Source organism: Streptomyces sp. NPDC030296 (genome assembly GCF_055572815.1).
Genome location: NZ_JBVICQ010000005.1, coordinates 531,132 through 548,083 on the forward strand (window position 1 = coordinate 531,132; position 16,952 = coordinate 548,083).

A 16,952-nucleotide genomic window follows, 5' to 3' on the forward strand; every position below is an offset into this window, starting at 1 on the left:
CGGAATCCGGCCGCCGTAAGGCTCAACGCCCGGTCAAGCAGCTGACGGAGACCGGTCGTCGTACCAAGATTGTCCGCATGTCTGACACCAAGAGCCCCCTGCCCCGCGAGGTCGCCGACGCGTACGTCGACGACCTGATCGCCCTCGACCCGCTGACCGGTACCTACCTCGGTGTGAAGGAGAGTTCGAGCAGGCTGCCGGACACTTCACCCGCCGGTCTGGAGGCCCGTGCGGAGCTGATCCGGACGACGCTGGCCCGGCTCGACGAGGCGGAGAGGCGACCCGGCGCGGACAGCGACATCGAACGCCGGTGCGCGCGCCTGCTGCGCGAGCGCCTCACCGCCGAACTGGCCGTTCACGAGGCCGACGAGCATCTGCGCGCGGTCGGCAACATGGCGACGCCCCCGCACGAGGTGCGCGAGGTCTTCACCATCACCCCGGCGGAGACCGAGGAGGACTGGGCGGCGATCGCGGAGCGGCTGCGCGCGGTGCCGACGGCGTACGCCGGATACCGCGAGTCGCTCGCTCTCGGCCTGGACCGCAAGCTGTTCGCGGCTCCGCGGCCGACCGCGACGTTCATCGGGCAGCTCACCGAGTGGGCGGACACGGACGGCGCGGGGCGCGGCTGGTTCGAGGACTTCGCGGCGGAGGGGCCGGAGTCCCTGCGCGCCGAGCTGGACGAGGCGGCCCGTGGGGCGACGCGGGCCGTGGTGGAGCTGCGCGACTGGATGCGCGACGTGTACGCGCCGGCGATCGAGGGCGCCCCGGACACGGTGGGCCGCGAGCGGTACGCCCGGCTGGCCCGCTACTTCACGGGGGCGGACCTCGACCTCGACGAGGCGTACGCGTACGGCTGGTCGGAGTTCCACCGGCTGCTCGGCGAGATGAGGCAGGAGGCGGAGAAGATCCTTCCGGGCGCCGCGACGCCCTGGGTGGCGCTGGCGCACCTGGACGAGCACGGCCGGCACATCGAAGGCGTCGACGAGGTCCGCGAGTGGCTCCAGTCCCTGATGGACGGGGCGATCGAGGCGCTCGACGGCACCCACTTCGACCTGGCCGAGCCGGTGAAGAAGGTCGAGTCGTGCATCGCCCCGCCCGGCGGTGCCGCCGCCCCCTACTACTCGGCGCCGAGCGAGGACTTCTCCCGTCCGGGCCGCACCTGGCTGCCGACGATGGGGGCTACCCGCTTCCCGGTGTACGACCTGGTGTCCACCTGGTACCACGAGGGCGTCCCCGGCCATCACCTCCAGCTCGCGCAATGGGTGTACGTCAAGGACGACCTCTCCCGCTACCAGGCGACCATCGGCGGGGTCAGCGCCAACGCCGAGGGCTGGGCGCTGTACGCGGAGCGGCTCATGGACGAGCTGGGCTTCCTCAAGGACGCGGAGGAGCGGCTCGGTTATCTCGACGCGCAGATGATGCGCGCGGCCCGAGTCATCGTGGACATCGGTATGCACCTGGAGCTGGAGATCCCGGCGGACTCCCCCTTCCACCCGGGCGAGCGCTGGACCCCCGAGCTGGCCGAGGAGTTCTTCGGCTCCCACAGCAGCCGCCCTGCGGACTTCGTGGAGAGCGAGCTGACCCGCTATCTGACCATCCCCGGGCAGGCCATCGGCTACAAGCTCGGCGAGCGGGCCTGGCTGCTCGGCCGCGAGAAGGCCCGGCAGCGGCGCGGCGCCGCGTTCGACGCCAAGGCCTGGCACATGGCCGCCCTCTCCCAGGGCTCCCTGGGCCTGGACGACCTGGTGGACGAACTCTCCCAGCTGTGACCCGAGCGCGCCGGGCCCACCCGACCGCACCACCGGGCCCGGCCGCCCACCCCCGATCTCCGACCCCGATCTCCGACCCCGGCCGCTCACCCCGACCTCCGGCCCCGCCTCCCGACCACCCACCGCTGACCGACCCGACCTCCGCCCCCGGCCGCCGACCGCCCACTGCCGACCGACCCGAATCAGCCTGCCGACGGTCCGACCCGCACCAGACGGAGCCCCGCCCACGGCCCCGTCGGGACGTACCCGGCGCTGACCCCGTACCGTCCGGGCGCCGACTCGACCCGCACATGGTCGGTCGCCGTGGCGGCGCGCCCGGGGCGGGCCGCGTCGAAGAGGACGAGCGGTCCCGGCACGCGCCACTCCAGCGCGGGCTCCCACACGGCGTCGTCCAGGGCGGCGGGCACCTCGGCCAGGAACCGAGCCTCGGCGAGGAGCCGCGCCTCGGCGCCGGTCGCGTACCGGCGGACGAAGAGGCGGTGCTCGGGGAGGTACGCGGTGGCGGCCGGTTCACCGCCCAGTACCAGAGCGCGGGTGTCGCCGACGGGCAGCAGCCCGGCGTGGCCGGCGACCTCGCAGGCGCGGTCGTGGTCGGAGGACGTCTCGTCGCCGTCGGCGCCCGCCCAGAACGGCAGGACCGCTTCCGGCACGGCTATGAGCGGGCCGACAGCCGACTCCACCCACCGCACCACACCTGGAACCACCGAATCCGCATACCGAGCCATGCCCAGAAGTTACACGTTCACCTGCTCGCTCAACTCACGGGGTGGGAACGCTTCTTGACAGAGTGTCAGTAGTGAAGCGCTCAGCAGCCGCAGTCCTCGGCGTCCACCGGCGCGGTCAGCGGGTCCGCCGCGCGCCGCTCGGTGCCCTCCCAGGTCTCGTACGGGAAGCCCTCGCGGGCCCAGTACTCGAATCCGCCGAGCATCTCCTTGACCTGGAAGCCGAGTTCGGCGAGGGCGAGGGCGGCCCGGGTCGCGCCGTTGCAGCCGGGGCCCCAGCAGTAGGTGACGACGGGCACGGACCTGTCGAGGAGCTGCTCGGCCTGCTCGGGGATGAGAGCGGTGGGCAGGTGGACCGCGCCGGGGATGTGCCCCTGGTCCCAGGACGCGGTGGACCGGGAGTCGAGGACGACGAAGCCGGGGTCGCCGTCGGCGGCGAGCGCGGCGGCCACGTCGGAGACGTCGGCGTGGAAGACGAGGCTGGCCCGGAAGTAGGCGGCGACCTCGGCCGGGGCGGCGGGGGCGACCCTCAGGACGGGGTTCACGGCGGTCGTGGTGGTCATCTCGGGGCCTCTCTCTGCCCGGCGCTGCGGCCGACTCCTCGACGGGGCCGCCTTCCGGCCCCGCTGACCAGAAACCTACGGCCGGTGATCATCTTCCTGAAGGGGCATTCCACGGTCCGGTCCTTGCCCGGCCGGGGAATCCCCTGCAATCTCTCCCTCATGACCGTGAATTCCCCGTACGTCCCGGACGCCACCGACTGGCGCATCCTCGAAGTCCTCCAGCGTGACGGGCGGGCGAGCTTCGCCGATCTGGCGCGTGCCGTGTCGATGTCGGCGAGCGCCGTCACCGAACGGGTGCGGCGGCTGGAGGAGGCGGGCGTCATCCAGGGGTACGCGGCCGTGGTGGAACCGGAGCGGCTGGGCCTGCCGATCCTGGCGTTCGTGCGCCTCCGGTACCCCAACGGCAACTACAAGCCGTTCCACGACCTGGTGGCCGTCACCCCCGAGATCCTGGAGGCGCACCACGTCACGGGCGACGACTGTTTCGTGATCAAGGTCACCGCCCGTTCGATGCGCCACCTGGAGGAGGTGTCGGGGAAGATCGGTTCGCTGGGCTCCGTCACGACCAGCGTCGTGTACTCCTCACCGCTCCCCCGGCGCCCTCTCGGCCACTGACGCCGTGATCAGGCTGTCGCGCGCTGCCGTACGACCGACCCCGACCGGTCCTTCACGACCTCCAGCTGGGCGTGGATCCGCCGCCTCAGGTCCCCCACATGGCTGACGATGCCGACGCTGCGGTCCCGCTCGCGGAGCGCGTCGAGGACGTCGAGGACCTCGTCGAGGGTCTGGTCGTCGAGGCTGCCGAACCCCTCGTCGATGAAGAGGGTGTCGAGGCGGACACCGCCGGCCTCGTCGGTGACGACATCGGCGAGGCCGAGCGCGAGCGCGAGGGACGCGAAGAACGTCTCACCGCCGGAGAGCGTGGCCGTGTCCCGCTCCCGGCCGGTCCACGCGTCGACGACGTGCAGGCCGAGTCCGCTGCGCCCGCGCCCGGAGCGGTCGTCGGAGTGGACGAGGGTGTAGCGGCCGGAGGACATCCGCTGGAGCCGTACGGTCGCGGCGGCGGCGACCTGTTCGAGACGGGCGGCCAGGACGTACGCCTCCAGCCGCATCTTGCGCTCGTTGTCCGCTGCGGTGCCCGCGGCGAGTCCCGCCATGCGGGCGACACGGTCGTACTCCTCCCGCAGCGGTGCCAGTCGCCGTACGGAGGCGGCGGCCCGCGCGGAGAGCCGGTCGAGCGCGGCGCTGCGCCGCTCGGCCTCGTCCCAGGCGGACACCGTCCGCTGGAGGCGCCGGGCGGCGGCCTCGGCGGCCCGCTCGGCGCCGGCGACGTCGGCGGACGGCCGCTGGGCCGCGGCGGCCGTCTCGGGCTCGGCGAGCACGGCCCGTACCGCCGCCTCCTCCGCCTGCCAGTCGTCGAGACGCCGTTGCAGGTCCCGGTGGGCCGCGGCGTCGAGGAGCGCCGCGGCGGCCGCCCGCGGTGTGTCGAACCCGGCGCGGAAGGCGGCGTCGGCGAGGCGTGCGTCGGCGTCCTTGAGCCGCTGCGCGGTGTCGTCGGCGGCGCGCACGGCCTCGGCGGCCTCGGTGAGCCGGGCGGCCCGGAGCTCCAGTTGCTCCGCCCGCTCGGCCACGCTCCGGGCCTCGCCCCTGGCCTGCGTCAACTCCTCCTCCAGCGCGGCCCGTTCCCGCTCCAGGGTGTCCCGCCGGGTGTTGCGGGTGGCGGCCCGGACCGCCGCCTCCTGTCGTGCGGCGGCCCGCCGGTCGCGCTCCCGTTCGGCGTGGAGCAGTGCCTCCTGCGCGGGGTGCAGGTCCGAGGCGCCGCGCCGGGCCTGCGCGTAGTCCCGTTCCACCTCCTCGGCCAGTGCGGCGAGTCGGTCGGTCGGTGTGTCACCGGCCTCCGCGCTCGCGGCGGCGAGCGCCCGCCGCAGGTCCCCGAGGCGCCGTTCCGCCTGGGCGCGCTCCTCGTCGGCCCGCTGGAACGCGGTGAGCGCCCCTTCCTCCGCCTCGCGGTCGACGTGCCCGGCGTCCTTGCGGGCGGGCGCGGGGTGGTCGGTACCGCCGCAGACGGCGCACGGCCGGCCGTCGACCAGTTCGGCGGCCAGTTCGGCGGCGATGCCGTTCAGGCGCTGTTCCCTGAGGTCCAGCCAGTGGGTGCGCGCGTCCCCGGCCCGCTCCGCGAGCCGGACGACGTCCGCCCGGACCTCGTCGATGTCCCGGTCGAGCCGGTCCCGTTCGCGGGCGGCTCGCAGCCGCCTCTCGGCGGGCTCGCGCTGCACGGCGAGTTGCTCGGCCCGGGTGGCGGCCTCCTGGGCGGCCTCGACGCGGGCCTGCAGCCCGGCCCGTGCGGTGTCCCAGTCGGCCAGCCAGCTCTCGGCGTCCTGGAGGACGTCCTCGTCGGCGCGCTCCTCGCTGTCGAGTTCGGCGCGCTCGGCGAGCAGGTCGGTCAGCTTCCGCTCGGCGCGGCGGGCCGACGCCAGGCCGCCCAGCTCCTCCGACGCCTTCCGGGCGGCGGCCGCGAGCCCGGCGGCGCCGGCGTCGGCGTGCTCCGCGGGCAGGGCGGCACGCGCGCGTGCCTCGTCCGCGCTCGCCCTGCGGTGCGCGGTCTCGGCCTCGTCCCGCAGGTCGAGCGCCGGTTCCACGGCCTCGGCCTTGCGGCCTCGTTCCATGCGTTCGCGGTCCGCCCGGTGGGCGTCGGCCCGCTCCTCGAGCTTCCGGGCCCGCTCCCGCGCCTCGGCGAACCGCCGCTGGAGCCGGGCCACTTCCCGTACGTCGTCCAGGTCGCGCTCGGCGGCCGTATGCGCGGACTCGGCCGCGGCCCGCGCGCAGTGGGCGATGGTGAGCTGCTCCCGTGCGGTGCTGCGGGCGACGGCGGCCCAGCCGAGGAGGGCTTCGGCGAGTCCCGGATCGCCCGGTGCGAGCGGGGGCGGGACGAGGTCGCCTCCGGCGGCCTGCTGCATGCGGTGGGCGTCGGCGAGCAGGTCGGCGTCGCCCTCGCGCACCTGTGCCTCGGTGGCCCGGCGCCGGTCTGCGAGGCGCTTCTCGACGGCGGCGAAACGCTGGGTGTCGAACAGCCGGCCGAGCAGCCGGCCACGGGCCTCGGCGTCGGCCCGCAGGAACCGGGCGAAGTCCCCCTGCGGCAACAGCACCACCTGGCAGAACTGCTCCCGGCTCATCCCCAGGACCTGGGTGACCTCCTCGCCGATCTCCTGGTGGGACCGGCTGAGGTCCTTCCAGGCGCCCGCGGCGGCGTCGTACTCCCGCAGCCAGCTCTGCGCCTTGTCGACCGTCGTTCCCTGCCGCTTGCCCTTCTTGGGCCGCTCCCAGGGCGGCTGCCGGGTGAGTTCCAACCGGCGTCCCGCGACGGTCAGTTCGAGGCGGACCTCGGTGCGTGTCGCGGGGTCCGCGTGGTCGCTGCGCAGGGTCATGCCCTGGCCGTTCTGGCGGGCGCCGGGCACCGAGCCGTACAGGGCGTAGCAGACGGCGTCCAGGACGGACGTCTTGCCGGCGCCGGTCGGGCCGTGCAGCAGGAAGAGGCCGGCGGCCGACAGGTCGTCGAAGTCGACGGACTGGGTGCCGCCGAAGGGGCCGAAGGCGGTGATGTCGAGCCGGTGCAGTCTCATCGGGCGGTCTCCCGGAAGGTCTCGTCGGCCCGTACGGCGTCGAAGGCGTCCCGGAGCACGGCCTGTTCCTGGCTGTCGGGGCCGGTGCCGCGCACATGGGCCACGAAGTCCTCCGCGATCTGCTGGTCGTCACGGCCCGCGAGGCGCCGGGCGTAGGAGACGTCCGGGTCGTCGGGGGCGCGTTCCGGGTCGAAGACGAGGCTGAGGGTGTGCGGGAAGCGCGCGCAGAGCCGGGCCATGGGTTCGGCGGGCCGCACCGGGTCGGTGAGGGTGGCCTCGACCCACGCGTCCTCGTGCCGGGCGAGGCCGGGGTCGTCGAGGAGCTCGTCCAACCGGCCCCGGATGCGGGCGAGTCGGCGCGGCACGGGGCAGTCGACGCGTTCGGCGTCGATCGAGCCGTCGGCGCCGAGGTCGATCAGCCACATGCTCTTGCGGTGGTCGGCCTCCGAGAAGGAGTACGGCAGCGGGGAGCCCGAGTAGCGGACGCGGTCGGTGAGGGTCTGGCTGCCGTGCAGATGGCCCAGGGCGACGTAGTCGACGCCGTCGAAGACCCCGGCGGGCACGGACGAGACCCCGCCGACGGAGATGTCCCGCTCGCTGTCGCTGGGCGCGCCACCGGTGACGAAGGCGTGGGCGAGGACGACGGAACGGGTGCCCGGTGCGCGGGTGGCCAGATCGGCGCGGACGCGGTCCATGGCGGCGGCGAGCACGGCCTCGTGGTTCGGCCTGTCGACCGCGAACTCGTCCTTGACCAACGCGGGTTCGAGGTAGGGCAGCCCGTAGAAGGCGACGTCGCCATGGGCGTCGGCGAGGACCACCGGGACTCCGGCCGCGGAGGCGTCGGTGCGAAGGTGGATGCCCGCACGGCCCATGAGCCCGGCGCCGACGCCGAGTCGACGCGCCGAGTCGTGGTTCCCGGAGATCATCACCGTGGGGACGCCGAGCTCGGCGAGGCGGTGCAGGGCGTCGTCGTACAGCTCGACGGCGGCCAGTGGCGGCACCGCCCGGTCGTACACGTCCCCGGACACGACCACCGCGTCCACCTCGCGCTCCCGCACGTTCGTGACGAGATGGCCGATGAACTCGGCCTGCGCCCCGAGCATGCTCACCCGGTGGAACGCCCGACCGAGATGCCAGTCGGAGGTGTGCAGAATCCTCAAGACGCCACTCCGACCCGCATGTTTCCCCTCATCCCTCCCTGGACCCACCTGGCCCCGCGGCGACCGACCCCTGCCACGCCGGGCGCACCGACCACGCTAATACCTGTCGGCACCTGGTCCTGCACGGTCCGCCACAGTCACCGGTTCGTGGAGACGCGTCGACTTTTCGCCGCGAAAGCCGACCATTGGGGAAAAAGGGGAGATGGGAGCGATTCTCGCCGCGGTCACGGGTCGTTCGCCGGTCGGCACGCCTGTCACGCGTCGCCGTACGCCTCCCCGCCGAGTTCGAAGCCGGCCGTGCCCGCGGTGGTGTCGGCGAGCCAGGCGCGGAACGCGGGCACGTCGGTGTCGGGGAGCCCGATCTCGATGGTGACGGCCTCTCCGTAGCGGACGTCGCGGACCTCGCGTCCGGTGGCCCGCAGGTCGTTCTGCACCTTGCCGGCGCGCTGGTGGTCGACGGTGACCGTCGCGAGGCGGAAGCGCCGGCGGGTGAGGGTGCCGAGCGCGTCCAGCGCCTCGCCCACGGCACCGCCGTACGCCCTGATGAGGCCGCCGGCGCCCAGTTTGACGCCGCCGTAGTACCGGGTGACGACGGTGACGACGTAGCGCATGTCACGCCGCATCAGCATCTGCAGCATGGGGACACCGGCGGTGCCGCCGGGCTCCCCGTCGTCACTCGCCTTCTGCACGGCGGCGTCGGCGCCGATGACGTACGCGTAGCAGTTGTGCGTGGCGTCGGCGTGCTCCTTGCGGACGGCCGCGATGAACTCCTGGGCCTCCCGTTCGGTGGCCGCCGGGGCGACCGCGCACAGGAAACGTGAGCGGTTGACCTCGGTCTCGTGCACGCCGGCGCGGGCGACGGTGCGGTACTCGTCCTGCATCGGGCCAGCCTATGCGCAGCCCGGTACACGTCCGCGCCGGGCGTGTGCGCCGGCGTGCACAGCGAGGCAGGGCTGCCGTCAGCCCTTCTTCTCTCCGCGGGCCACGATCAGGTCCGTCAGGAGGGCTGTGCCCGGGGTCAGGGCGGACCAGGTGTCGCCGTGCCAGGCGAGGACGGCGACGGCGGAGGTCGGGAACTTGGTGCGGACGGCGTCCAGGGCGCCGTCGAGCGCGTCACCGGCCAGGTCCAGCACCAGTTCCTCGAGGCCCGGGTTGTGGCCCACCAACAGCAGGGTCCTGACCCCGTCGGGGACCTCGTGCACGACGTCCAGCAGCTCCCCCGCGTCGGCGGCGTACACGCGCGGGTCGAGGCGTACGGGCGGCGGCGTCCCCCACTGGGCGGCGACCGCCTCCCAGGTCTGGGTGGCCCGGACGGCCGTGGAGCACAGGGCGAGGTCGGGCAGGCAGTCCGCCTCGGCGAGGGCCCGCCCGGCGGCGGGGGCGTCGCGGCGACCCCGCGTGGCCAGGGGGCGTTCGTGGTCGGGGACGCCCACCGGCCAGGCCGACTTGGCGTGCCGCAGGACGACGAGTCTGCGCAGCGGTCCCGCTCCCCGCCCGTTCATGCCGGTGCTCCGATCTCCCGGGTCAGCTCCAGCCCGAGGAGCCGGTCCGCGTAGGCGAACGTCTCGAACCGCGCCCCGTCCGGCACGTCGTCGGCCCGTTCCACGGCCCGCAGGACGGCGAGCACGGCCGCCACGTCCAGGTCGTCCTCCCAGGCGGTGCGCAGGGCCTGCCGTACGTCCTCCGGGACGGGCTTCGACGGGCGGGTGGCCCAGCCGGCCACCGCCTTGCGCCACGCGTCGAGGGTCTCGTCCGCCTCGGCCAGGGCGGGGGCGTCGAGCGCGACGGGGGTGCGGCGGGGCACGCGGAGGAGGGCGAGCCGCAGGGCGGTGCCGGACGCGGCCGGTGCCTCCGGTCCTGTGACCGGGGCGACCTCGACACCGACGCCGTCGCCGGTCGTCTGCCCGGTGCCGGCCACCACCAGCACCTGCCGCCCGCCGCCCGCCCCGGCGGCCTCCGTCGGCCGGACGCCCAGGTCGTCGGCGCGTCCGCGCAGGGTGGCGGGCGGGTCGGCGACCAGCAGGGCCGGGACACCGCCCATGTCCAGGGCCCGCGCGAGGACATCGGCGACCAGCAGCACGCGCAGCCCCGACGTGTCGTCGCTCGGCACGTGGACGTGGACCCTGGTGAGCGCTCTGCGGACGTCGACGGGCTCGCCGGTCCGGGCGTCGGTGATACGCAGCACGAGGTGAGCGTAGGCGCGCGAGCGGCGGAACGCAGTGCGCACCACGACATTCCGTGCGGCCGACCGAGGCGACGGCCCGGCCCGCTCGGCGGTGGCCGGTCGCCGGTCGCCGGTCGCCGGTCGCCCCGGCGGCGCCGCTCGGGTGGCGCGGGAATCACCGGACCCGTCGCGCTGTTGGCGCAGGCAGCCCGCACCGGGCGCTCTCGTACGGACGATGAGGAGACAGGACATGTACGGCGACGCCGCCACGATCCGCAAGATCCTGACGGAACTCGGCGACACCTGGGCCGTCGTGGGCCTGTCCACCAACCGCGGCCGCGCCGCGTACGGTGTCGCCGACGTCCTCCAGCGCTACGGCAAGAGGGTCGTCCCGGTCCATCCCAAGGCCGAGACGGTCCACGGCGAGCAGGGGTACGCCTCGCTCGCGGACATCCCCTTCCCGGTGGACGTCGTCGACGTCTTCGTCAACAGCGACCTCGCCGGTCCGGTGGCCGACGAGGCCGTCCGGATCGGCGCCCGGGCCGTCTGGTTCCAGCTGGGCGTCGTCGACGAGGATGCCTACGACCGCACCCGCGCCGCCGGGCTCGACATGGTCATGGACCGCTGCCCCGCCATCGAGATTCCCCGGCTGGGCTGACCGTCGGCGCGGCGGCTGCGTGCCGCGCGTCGGCTCAGAATCCACGCGGCGGCTCAGGTTCCACGTCGGATCAGGTTCCGCACGGCTGCTCAGCTGTGGGCGACCACCGCCACCGGCGCCGCCGCGTGGTGCAGCACCGCGTGGGCGACCGGCCCGAGGTGGGCGCCGAGCGGGGAATGGCGTACCCGGCGGCCGACGACGACCAACGACGCCTCCCGCGACGCCGCGACGAGGTGGTCCGCCGCCTTGCCCGGGGGTGACTCCTCGACGACCTCGACGTCCGGGAACTCCTGCCGCGAGGCGTGCAGTGCACCGGCCGGCCCGAGGACGTCCCCGTGGTCGGGCGCCGCGTCCGGCGCGCCGCCCTCGTGAGGGCCGCGCCCGGCCGGGGAGCGGTGGCCCGTGTCGTGGACGACGCGCAGCGCGGTCTTCCGCAGGGCGGCGGCCTCGAAGGCGAAGCGGAGCAGCGTGTCGTCCGGGTGCGCGGGGTCCAGGCCGAGGACGACGGGCCGGAACGGCGCCCCGGCGGGCGCGGCACCTGACGCATCCCGCACGTGCTCGTCGTCGGCCGACTCGCCGGCCCGGACGAGGACGACGGGACGCTCCGTGTGCGCGGCGACGTGCAGTCCGACGGAGCCGACGAGCAGTCCCGCGACACGGCTTCGCCCGTGCGAGCCGAGGGCCAGCAGTTCGGCGTCCACGGCCGCCTTCAGCAGTTCCTCCGTCGCCCGGCCCGTCAGCTGCTCCAGGCCTACGTCGAGGGCCGGATGGCGCCGCCGGACCTCGTCGGCGGCGTCGCGCAGGATCCGCCGCGCCCAGGGGCCCGCCGACGTCACCCCGTGCTCGGCCCAGCCCTGCTGGGCGGACGGACCGAGCATCGGGGACCGCCCCATCGGCTCGGGCACCGGTTCCCACACGTTGACCAGGAGCAGGGGCAGCGCGCGGAGCCGGGCCTCACGGGCCGCCCACTCGACGGCGGCGCGGCTCTCCGGGGAACCGTCGAAGCCCACGGTGACGGTGCGGGGCATGGACGCACCTCCTGACGTCGAGGCCTGTCTCCAGGATCGCGGCAAGGTGGCGGAACCGCAGCGGCGCGGCGGCCCGGATTCGTGAGAGGCGGCCCGGGTCCGCGAGAATCGGTGCATGCTGAGCATCGGATCCGTGGTGATGGGGGCCTCCGACGTACGGCGGGCCGCCGCGTTCTGGACGCGAGCGCTGGGTTACGTGCCGCGCGAGGAACCGGAGGACGACTGGGTGGTGCTGGTGCACCCGGACGGCCACCGGCCCCAGCTGTCGCTCGGGCTGAGCGAGACCCCGGTGCAGGCGCGGCCCCGGGTGCATCTGGACCTCTACGCCGGGAACGCGGCCGACCAGGCGGCGGAGGTCGAGCGGCTGGTGCGTCTTGGCGCGCGCCGCGTCGACTGGGAGCTGTACGACGACGACTCCGACTTCGTCGTCCTGGAGGACACGGAAGGCAACCGGTTCTGCGTGATCGACACCGGCCGGGGCTGACCTGACGCCGGGGGCTGACCTGACGCCGGGGGCTGACCTGACGCCGGGGGCTGACCTGAGGTCGGGGGCGCCCCTCAGGCCGGGGCGGGGCCTCAGGACTGAGGCCGGCATCGGCACCGCCTCACACCGGCAGCAACCGTGTCACCAGTTCCCCGAGGCGCCGCGCGTTGCGGCAGGCGTGCATCTCGACGACCTCGGCGTAGACGTGCGCGGCGGAGTCGCCCGTGGACCACAGTTCGGGTGACTCGGGGTTGAGCCAGTGGACGCGGCGGGCGCGGCCGGCGATTCGGCGCAGGGCGGCCGCGTTGGGGTCGAACCCGTTGGTGCGGGCGTCACCGAGGACGATCACCGAGGTGCGCGGCCCCACGGCGTCGAGGTGGCGCTCGGCGAACTCCCCGAGCGCGGTCCCGTAGTCGCTGCTGCCGTGCCAGCCGCTGATGGTCGCCTCCTCGGCGATCCGGCGGCCGAGTTCCGCCGGATCGGCCTCACCGGTGGTGACGAGGTGGGTGACCTCGTCGACCTTGTTGACGAAGGCGAAGACCCGCACCTTGCTGAACTGGTCCGCCATCGCCTGCACCAGCAGCATCGTGAAGTTCGCGAACCCCGCGACCGAACCGGACACGTCGCACAGCAGCACGATCTCCGGGCGGGCGGGCCGGTGCCGCCGGTAGGCCGGGCGCAGCGGTACTCCCCCGGTGGACAGCGAGCGGCGCAGTGTGCGCCGGATGTCGATCCGCCCCCGCGCCGCCCTGCGCCGCCGCGCGGCGAGACGGGTCGCCAGTTTGCGGGCCAACGGCTGTACGGTGCGGCGGAGTTCGACGAGTTGTTCGCGGTTCGCGATGAGGAAGTCGACTTGGTCGGCGCTGCGGGCGATGCCCCGCTGGGCGATCAGCGCCGCGCCCCGCCGTTCGGCGACTCGTCGCCGTGCCTCGGTGCGGACCCGTTCGCGGAAGTCCTCGATACGGCGCCGGATCTCGTCCGCGTCCAGCCGATCGGTGAACTTGCCGGAACCCGGGCCGCCCGAGCCCGGCCCGGCTCCAGCGCCGCCCGCACCACCCGCACCGGCGCCGAACCCGCCCCCGGCGCCGTTCCCCGGGCCGAAGCCGGAACCGCCGCCGCCTCCACCCCCTCCTCCGGTCCGCTGCGCCGCGAGGATTCCCGCGAGCAACGTCTGGGGCCGCAGGCGGTCCAGCGTCTGGTGGGCCGACCAGCCGTCCGACGGGGACGACGTGCCGTACCGGCCGAGGAGTTCGACCGCCTCACCGGCGAGCCGGTTGAGCGCGGCGACGTCACCGGCGGCGAGCGCGGCGGCGATCCGTGCGCGCAACTCGTCCCGGTCCGCGGCCGGCGCCTCCCACGGGCCCGTCAACTCGCCCACGCCGAGCGGGAAGTACAGCTCGAAGGCCGCGTCGAACACGGCCCGCTGACGGTCGGCACGCAGCAGCGCCGCCGCCAGGCCCTCGCGGATCCGCTCCCGGTCGGCGAGGCCCAGCGCCTCCAGAACGGCCGCCGCGTCCACGGTCTCGCCGGGCCCGATCCGGATGCCGTGGCCGCGCAACGCCCGTACGAACCCCGTGAGCCGCTCGGCGAGCGGCGCGGCGGAGGCCATACCGGGGTCAGCCGTACCCGAGGAGGCCGCACCGGAGGCGGACCCGGCGCCGTCCACCGCGGTCATACCAGGGTCAGCTTCCGCGTGGCCTTCTCCATGTCGTCCCGGTGCTTGAGGATCACGCCCAGACTGTCCCGGACGACGGTCTCGTCCAGGGTGTCGGCGCCGAGCGCCAGCAGGGTGCGGGCCCAGTCGATGGTCTCGGCCACCGAGGGCGCCTTGCGCAGGTCCATCTCCCGCAGCGCGCCGACGACGCGGACCAGGGAGTCGGCGAGCACGGCGTCCAGGCCGGGCACCTTGAGCCGGACGATCCGCTGTTCCAACTCGGCGTCGGGGAAGTCCAGGTGGAGGAAGAGACAGCGGCGGCGCAGGGCCTCGGAGAGTTCGCGGGTGGCGTTGGAGGTGAGGACCGTGAAGGGGCGCCGGGTGGCGGCGATGGTGCCCAGTTCGGGGACGGTGACCTGGAAGTCGCTGAGCACTTCGAGGAGCAGCCCCTCCACCTCGACGTCGGCCTTGTCGGTCTCGTCGATGAGGAGCACGGTCGGCTCGTCGCCCCGGATGGCGGTCAGCAGGGGCCGGGTGAGCAGGAACTCGTCGCTGAAGATGTCGTTGCGGGTGTCGTCCCAGGCCTCGTCGCGTCCGGCGCTGATGCGCAGCAGCTGCTTGGCGTGGTTCCACTCGTACAGGGCGCGGGACTCGTCGATGCCCTCGTAGCACTGGAGCCGGACCAGGCGGGCGGCGCCGACCCGGGCGACGGCCTTGGCCAGCTCGGTCTTGCCGACGCCCGCGGGGCCCTCCACGAGCAGCGGCTTGCCCAGCCGGTCGGCCAGGAAGACCGTGGTGGCGACGGCCGTGGAGGCCAGGTAGCCCGCTTCGGCGAGCTGTGCGAGGACGTCGTCCACGGAGTTGAAGAACCCCGTCCCCGCACCCTCGGGCCGGGACCCGTTCGAGTCGGCCATCTGCCACTCCCCCTCGCACGTACGCGGTGCCGCCGGCCGACACCGCCCTCAAGCTACCAAGCGGTCGCTTTGCCTGCACAGAGCCTCAGGCCGCCTCAGTCCGCCTGGACGAACCGTCCCACCAGGTCCCCCCACCCCAGCTCCAGCCGCTCCAGCGGCATCCCCCGTCGGCTGACCAGGTGGTCGACCAGGTGGATGTCCAGGTAGCCGAGCATGGTCTGCGCCATCAGCTCCACGTCCCCGGTGACCTCGGCCCGCCGCAGCAGCATGCACAGGTGGCCGAGCCGCAGCTGGTTGGCGGGGCCGCTGAAGCGGCGGGAGGCGTCCGCACCGGCGGCGAGGTAGAGGTCGCGATGGGCGTACTCGTGCCGCAGGACGGCCGCGCCGAACGCGCGGAGCCGCTCGGCGGGCGGCGCGTCCGGACCGAGGGGCGGCGGCCCGGTCAGGAACGCGGCCTGGAGCTCCCGCTCGTGATGGTCGAGGAGGGCGACCAGCAGTCCCGTGCGGTCGCCGAAGCGCCGGAAGACGGTGCCCTTGCCGACCTGCGCGGCGGTCGCCACGGCCTCCATCGTCAGGTTGCCCGCTCCGCACTCCCCGGCCAGACGTGCGGCGACCTCCAGCAGCCGGGCACGGTTGCGCGCGGCGTCCGCCCGCAGTCGCGGCTGGTCACCGGCGGGCGATACGAAGTCGATCAGGCCGTCGAGGGGGTCGATCAGGCCGTCGAGGGGGTCACTCTCCGAGGGCCTGACCAAGGGAGGCAGCGGCTCGTTCATGAAAAGAGCGTAACGCTCACCACAGAGAAGTGGACCGCGGTCCGGATAGCTGGTACAAATTTCAACGGACCCCGGTCCGCTTATCCCGGACCCTCGTCCCTCAGCTTTCCGCCTTTGCTAGGAGTCAGCTCATGTCCGTACGCATCCTCGCGCTCGTAGGCAGCCTTCGCGCCGGTTCGCACAACCGTCAGCTCGCCGAGGCGGCCGTGAAGCACGCCCCCGAGGGCGTCGAGATCGAGCTGTACGAGGGCCTGGCCGACGTTCCGTTCTACAACGAGGACATCGACAACGAGGCCGCCCTCCCGGCCACCGCCGCCCGGCTGCGCGAGGCGGCCGGCCAGGCCGACGGCTTCCTGCTCTTCTCCCCCGAGTACAACGGCACCATTCCGGCCGTCCTGAAGAACGCCATCGACTGGCTGTCCCGCCCGTACGGCGCCGGCGCCTTCACGGGCAAGCCGGTCGCCGTGGTCGGCACCGCCTTCGGCCAGTTCGGCGGCGTATGGGCGCAGGACGAGACCCGCAAGGCCGTCGGCATCGCCGGTGCCACGGTCCTGGAGGACGCCAAGCTCTCCATCCCCGGCTCGGTCGTCCGCTTCGCCGAGACCCACCCGGCCGACGACGCCGAGGTCGTCACCGGCCTCACCGCCGTCATCGAGCAGCTCACCGCCAGCACGGGCACCGCGGCCGCCTGAGTCGCGCACGACCGCACGTCGCCGGGTTCCGTGCCGCGAGGCCCGGCGCCCGGCGCCGCCGTTCCGGCCCCGCACCGGGTCGCCGGATCCGCGCCGGCCAGACGGCACCCCCCGTAGTCCGCGGCGCCCGTCGGACGATGCCCAGCCCTCCCCGGGCGACCGCGGCACCCCTCAGGCGATGCCCAAGCCCTCCAGGACCACCGCGTCGGGCAGTTCGGCGAACGCCTTGCCCGGCACCAGCAGCTTGCCGCGCCGCCGGCCGCTGCCGACCAGGACGTACGGCAGGTCGACCACGGCGGAGTCCACCAGGACCGGCCACCCCGCCGGCAGCCCGACAGGCGTGATGCCGCCGTACTCCATGCCCGTCTCCCCGGTGGCCGTGTCCATCGGCGCGAAGGACGCCTTGCGGGCGCCCAACTGCCGCCGGACCACGCCGTTGACGTCGACACGGGTCGTGGACAGCACCACGCAGGCCGCGAGGCTCGACTCGCCGCCCCGCTTGCCCGCTACGACCACGCAGTTCGCGGACCGCTCCAGCAGATCCCGACCGTAGTGCTCGACGAACACGGCGGTGTCGGCCCACCGCGGGTCCGTCTCGACGTACAGGATCTGCTCGGCGGGCACGGCGCCGCCCCAGTGGCGTACGGCGTCGGCGACCGGCCCGACCAGCTGGTCGAGGCATGCGGGGGCGGGCGTGGCGTGGTCGAAGTCTCCGATGGGTGCGCGCATGAGCGGCACGCTAACAAAGCGC

17 protein-coding genes are annotated in these 16,952 nt (G+C 74.2%); 5 read left to right on the forward strand and 12 right to left on the reverse strand.

All coding sequences use genetic code 11. The features are described 5' to 3' along the window. Nucleotides 1–77: 77 nt before the first annotated feature. Complete coding sequence (locus ACZ4Z3_RS17800; protein ID WP_468501850.1) at nucleotides 78–1,769, forward strand: DUF885 domain-containing protein; 1,692 nt, start codon at nucleotides 78–80, stop codon at nucleotides 1,767–1,769. Between the two features lie 182 nt (nucleotides 1,770–1,951). Here the strand turns inward: ACZ4Z3_RS17800 and ACZ4Z3_RS17805 are convergent, their stop codons facing one another. Together ACZ4Z3_RS17805 and ACZ4Z3_RS17810 are read right to left on the reverse strand one after the other, a co-directional pair. Next, the gene (locus tag ACZ4Z3_RS17805) at nucleotides 1,952–2,494 is read right to left on the reverse strand and encodes an Imm21 family immunity protein (protein WP_468501851.1); all 543 of its coding nucleotides are present in this window, start codon (nucleotides 2,492–2,494) and stop codon (nucleotides 1,952–1,954) included. Nucleotides 2,495–2,574: 80 nt separating this feature from the next. After that, the gene (locus tag ACZ4Z3_RS17810; protein WP_468501852.1) at nucleotides 2,575–3,054 is read right to left on the reverse strand and encodes a rhodanese-like domain-containing protein; all 480 of its coding nucleotides are present in this window, start codon (nucleotides 3,052–3,054) and stop codon (nucleotides 2,575–2,577) included. 159 nt (nucleotides 3,055–3,213) lie between these two features. Between ACZ4Z3_RS17810 and ACZ4Z3_RS17815 the strand changes: the two genes are divergently transcribed. Continuing rightward, on the forward strand, nucleotides 3,214–3,669 hold the full coding sequence (locus ACZ4Z3_RS17815; protein WP_468501853.1) for an Lrp/AsnC family transcriptional regulator: 456 nt from the start codon (nucleotides 3,214–3,216) through the stop codon (nucleotides 3,667–3,669). Between the two features lie 8 nt (nucleotides 3,670–3,677). Here the strand turns inward: ACZ4Z3_RS17815 and ACZ4Z3_RS17820 are convergent, their stop codons facing one another. The 5 genes from ACZ4Z3_RS17820 to ACZ4Z3_RS17840 form a co-directional block, all read right to left on the reverse strand. Continuing rightward, the gene (locus ACZ4Z3_RS17820) at nucleotides 3,678–6,674 is read right to left on the reverse strand and encodes an AAA family ATPase (protein ID WP_468501854.1); all 2,997 of its coding nucleotides are present in this window, start codon (nucleotides 6,672–6,674) and stop codon (nucleotides 3,678–3,680) included. Beyond that, nucleotides 6,671–7,834, reverse strand: coding sequence for an exonuclease SbcCD subunit D (locus ACZ4Z3_RS17825; RefSeq protein WP_468501855.1), 1,164 nt, complete (start codon nucleotides 7,832–7,834; stop codon nucleotides 6,671–6,673). The genes ACZ4Z3_RS17820 and ACZ4Z3_RS17825 overlap by 4 nt, the downstream gene beginning before the upstream one ends. Before the next feature lie 254 nt (nucleotides 7,835–8,088). Continuing rightward, on the reverse strand, nucleotides 8,089–8,715 hold the full coding sequence (locus ACZ4Z3_RS17830) for a YigZ family protein (protein ID WP_359691133.1): 627 nt from the start codon (nucleotides 8,713–8,715) through the stop codon (nucleotides 8,089–8,091). 78 nt (nucleotides 8,716–8,793) lie between these two features. Further along, on the reverse strand, nucleotides 8,794–9,336 hold the full coding sequence (locus tag ACZ4Z3_RS17835; RefSeq protein WP_468501856.1) for a SixA phosphatase family protein: 543 nt from the start codon (nucleotides 9,334–9,336) through the stop codon (nucleotides 8,794–8,796). Continuing rightward, on the reverse strand, nucleotides 9,333–10,019 hold the full coding sequence (locus tag ACZ4Z3_RS17840; RefSeq protein WP_468501857.1) for a hypothetical protein: 687 nt from the start codon (nucleotides 10,017–10,019) through the stop codon (nucleotides 9,333–9,335). Before ACZ4Z3_RS17840 ends, ACZ4Z3_RS17835 begins: the two co-directional genes overlap by 4 nt. Before the next feature lie 229 nt (nucleotides 10,020–10,248). Between ACZ4Z3_RS17840 and ACZ4Z3_RS17845 the strand changes: the two genes are divergently transcribed. Then, nucleotides 10,249–10,656, forward strand: coding sequence for a CoA-binding protein (locus ACZ4Z3_RS17845; protein ID WP_468501858.1), 408 nt, complete (start codon nucleotides 10,249–10,251; stop codon nucleotides 10,654–10,656). Nucleotides 10,657–10,745: 89 nt separating this feature from the next. Here the strand turns inward: ACZ4Z3_RS17845 and ACZ4Z3_RS17850 are convergent, their stop codons facing one another. Next, nucleotides 10,746–11,684 (reverse strand): universal stress protein, encoded by a 939-nt coding sequence (locus tag ACZ4Z3_RS17850; protein ID WP_468501859.1) that lies wholly within the window; start codon nucleotides 11,682–11,684, stop codon nucleotides 10,746–10,748. A 115-nt stretch (nucleotides 11,685–11,799) separates the two neighbouring features. Between ACZ4Z3_RS17850 and ACZ4Z3_RS17855 the strand changes: the two genes are divergently transcribed. Continuing rightward, nucleotides 11,800–12,168, forward strand: a complete 369-nt coding sequence (locus ACZ4Z3_RS17855) for a VOC family protein (RefSeq protein WP_468501860.1) — start codon at nucleotides 11,800–11,802, stop codon at nucleotides 12,166–12,168. A gap of 121 nt (nucleotides 12,169–12,289) precedes the next feature. Here ACZ4Z3_RS17855 and ACZ4Z3_RS17860 read toward each other — a convergent pair whose 3' ends face one another. From ACZ4Z3_RS17860 to ACZ4Z3_RS17870, 3 genes are all read right to left on the reverse strand, one after another. Next, the gene (locus tag ACZ4Z3_RS17860) at nucleotides 12,290–13,777 is read right to left on the reverse strand and encodes a VWA domain-containing protein (RefSeq protein ID WP_468501941.1); all 1,488 of its coding nucleotides are present in this window, start codon (nucleotides 13,775–13,777) and stop codon (nucleotides 12,290–12,292) included. Between the two features lie 62 nt (nucleotides 13,778–13,839). Beyond that, complete coding sequence (locus ACZ4Z3_RS17865) at nucleotides 13,840–14,736, reverse strand: AAA family ATPase (RefSeq protein ID WP_468501861.1); 897 nt, start codon at nucleotides 14,734–14,736, stop codon at nucleotides 13,840–13,842. Nucleotides 14,737–14,831: 95 nt separating this feature from the next. Continuing rightward, a complete protein-coding gene (locus tag ACZ4Z3_RS17870; protein ID WP_468501862.1) occupies nucleotides 14,832–15,509 on the reverse strand; it encodes a TetR/AcrR family transcriptional regulator in 678 nt (225 codons plus the stop codon). Nucleotides 15,510–15,640: 131 nt separating this feature from the next. On the opposite strand from ACZ4Z3_RS17870, the gene ACZ4Z3_RS17875 reads away from it, so the two are divergent. Beyond that, nucleotides 15,641–16,201, forward strand: a complete 561-nt coding sequence (locus ACZ4Z3_RS17875) for an NAD(P)H-dependent oxidoreductase (protein WP_468501863.1) — start codon at nucleotides 15,641–15,643, stop codon at nucleotides 16,199–16,201. A gap of 171 nt (nucleotides 16,202–16,372) precedes the next feature. Here ACZ4Z3_RS17875 and ACZ4Z3_RS17880 read toward each other — a convergent pair whose 3' ends face one another. Next, nucleotides 16,373–16,930: a YbaK/EbsC family protein gene (locus ACZ4Z3_RS17880; RefSeq protein ID WP_404156482.1), complete on the reverse strand. Its 558-nt coding sequence runs from the start codon at nucleotides 16,928–16,930 to the stop codon at nucleotides 16,373–16,375. Between the last annotated feature and the right edge of the window lie 22 nt (nucleotides 16,931–16,952).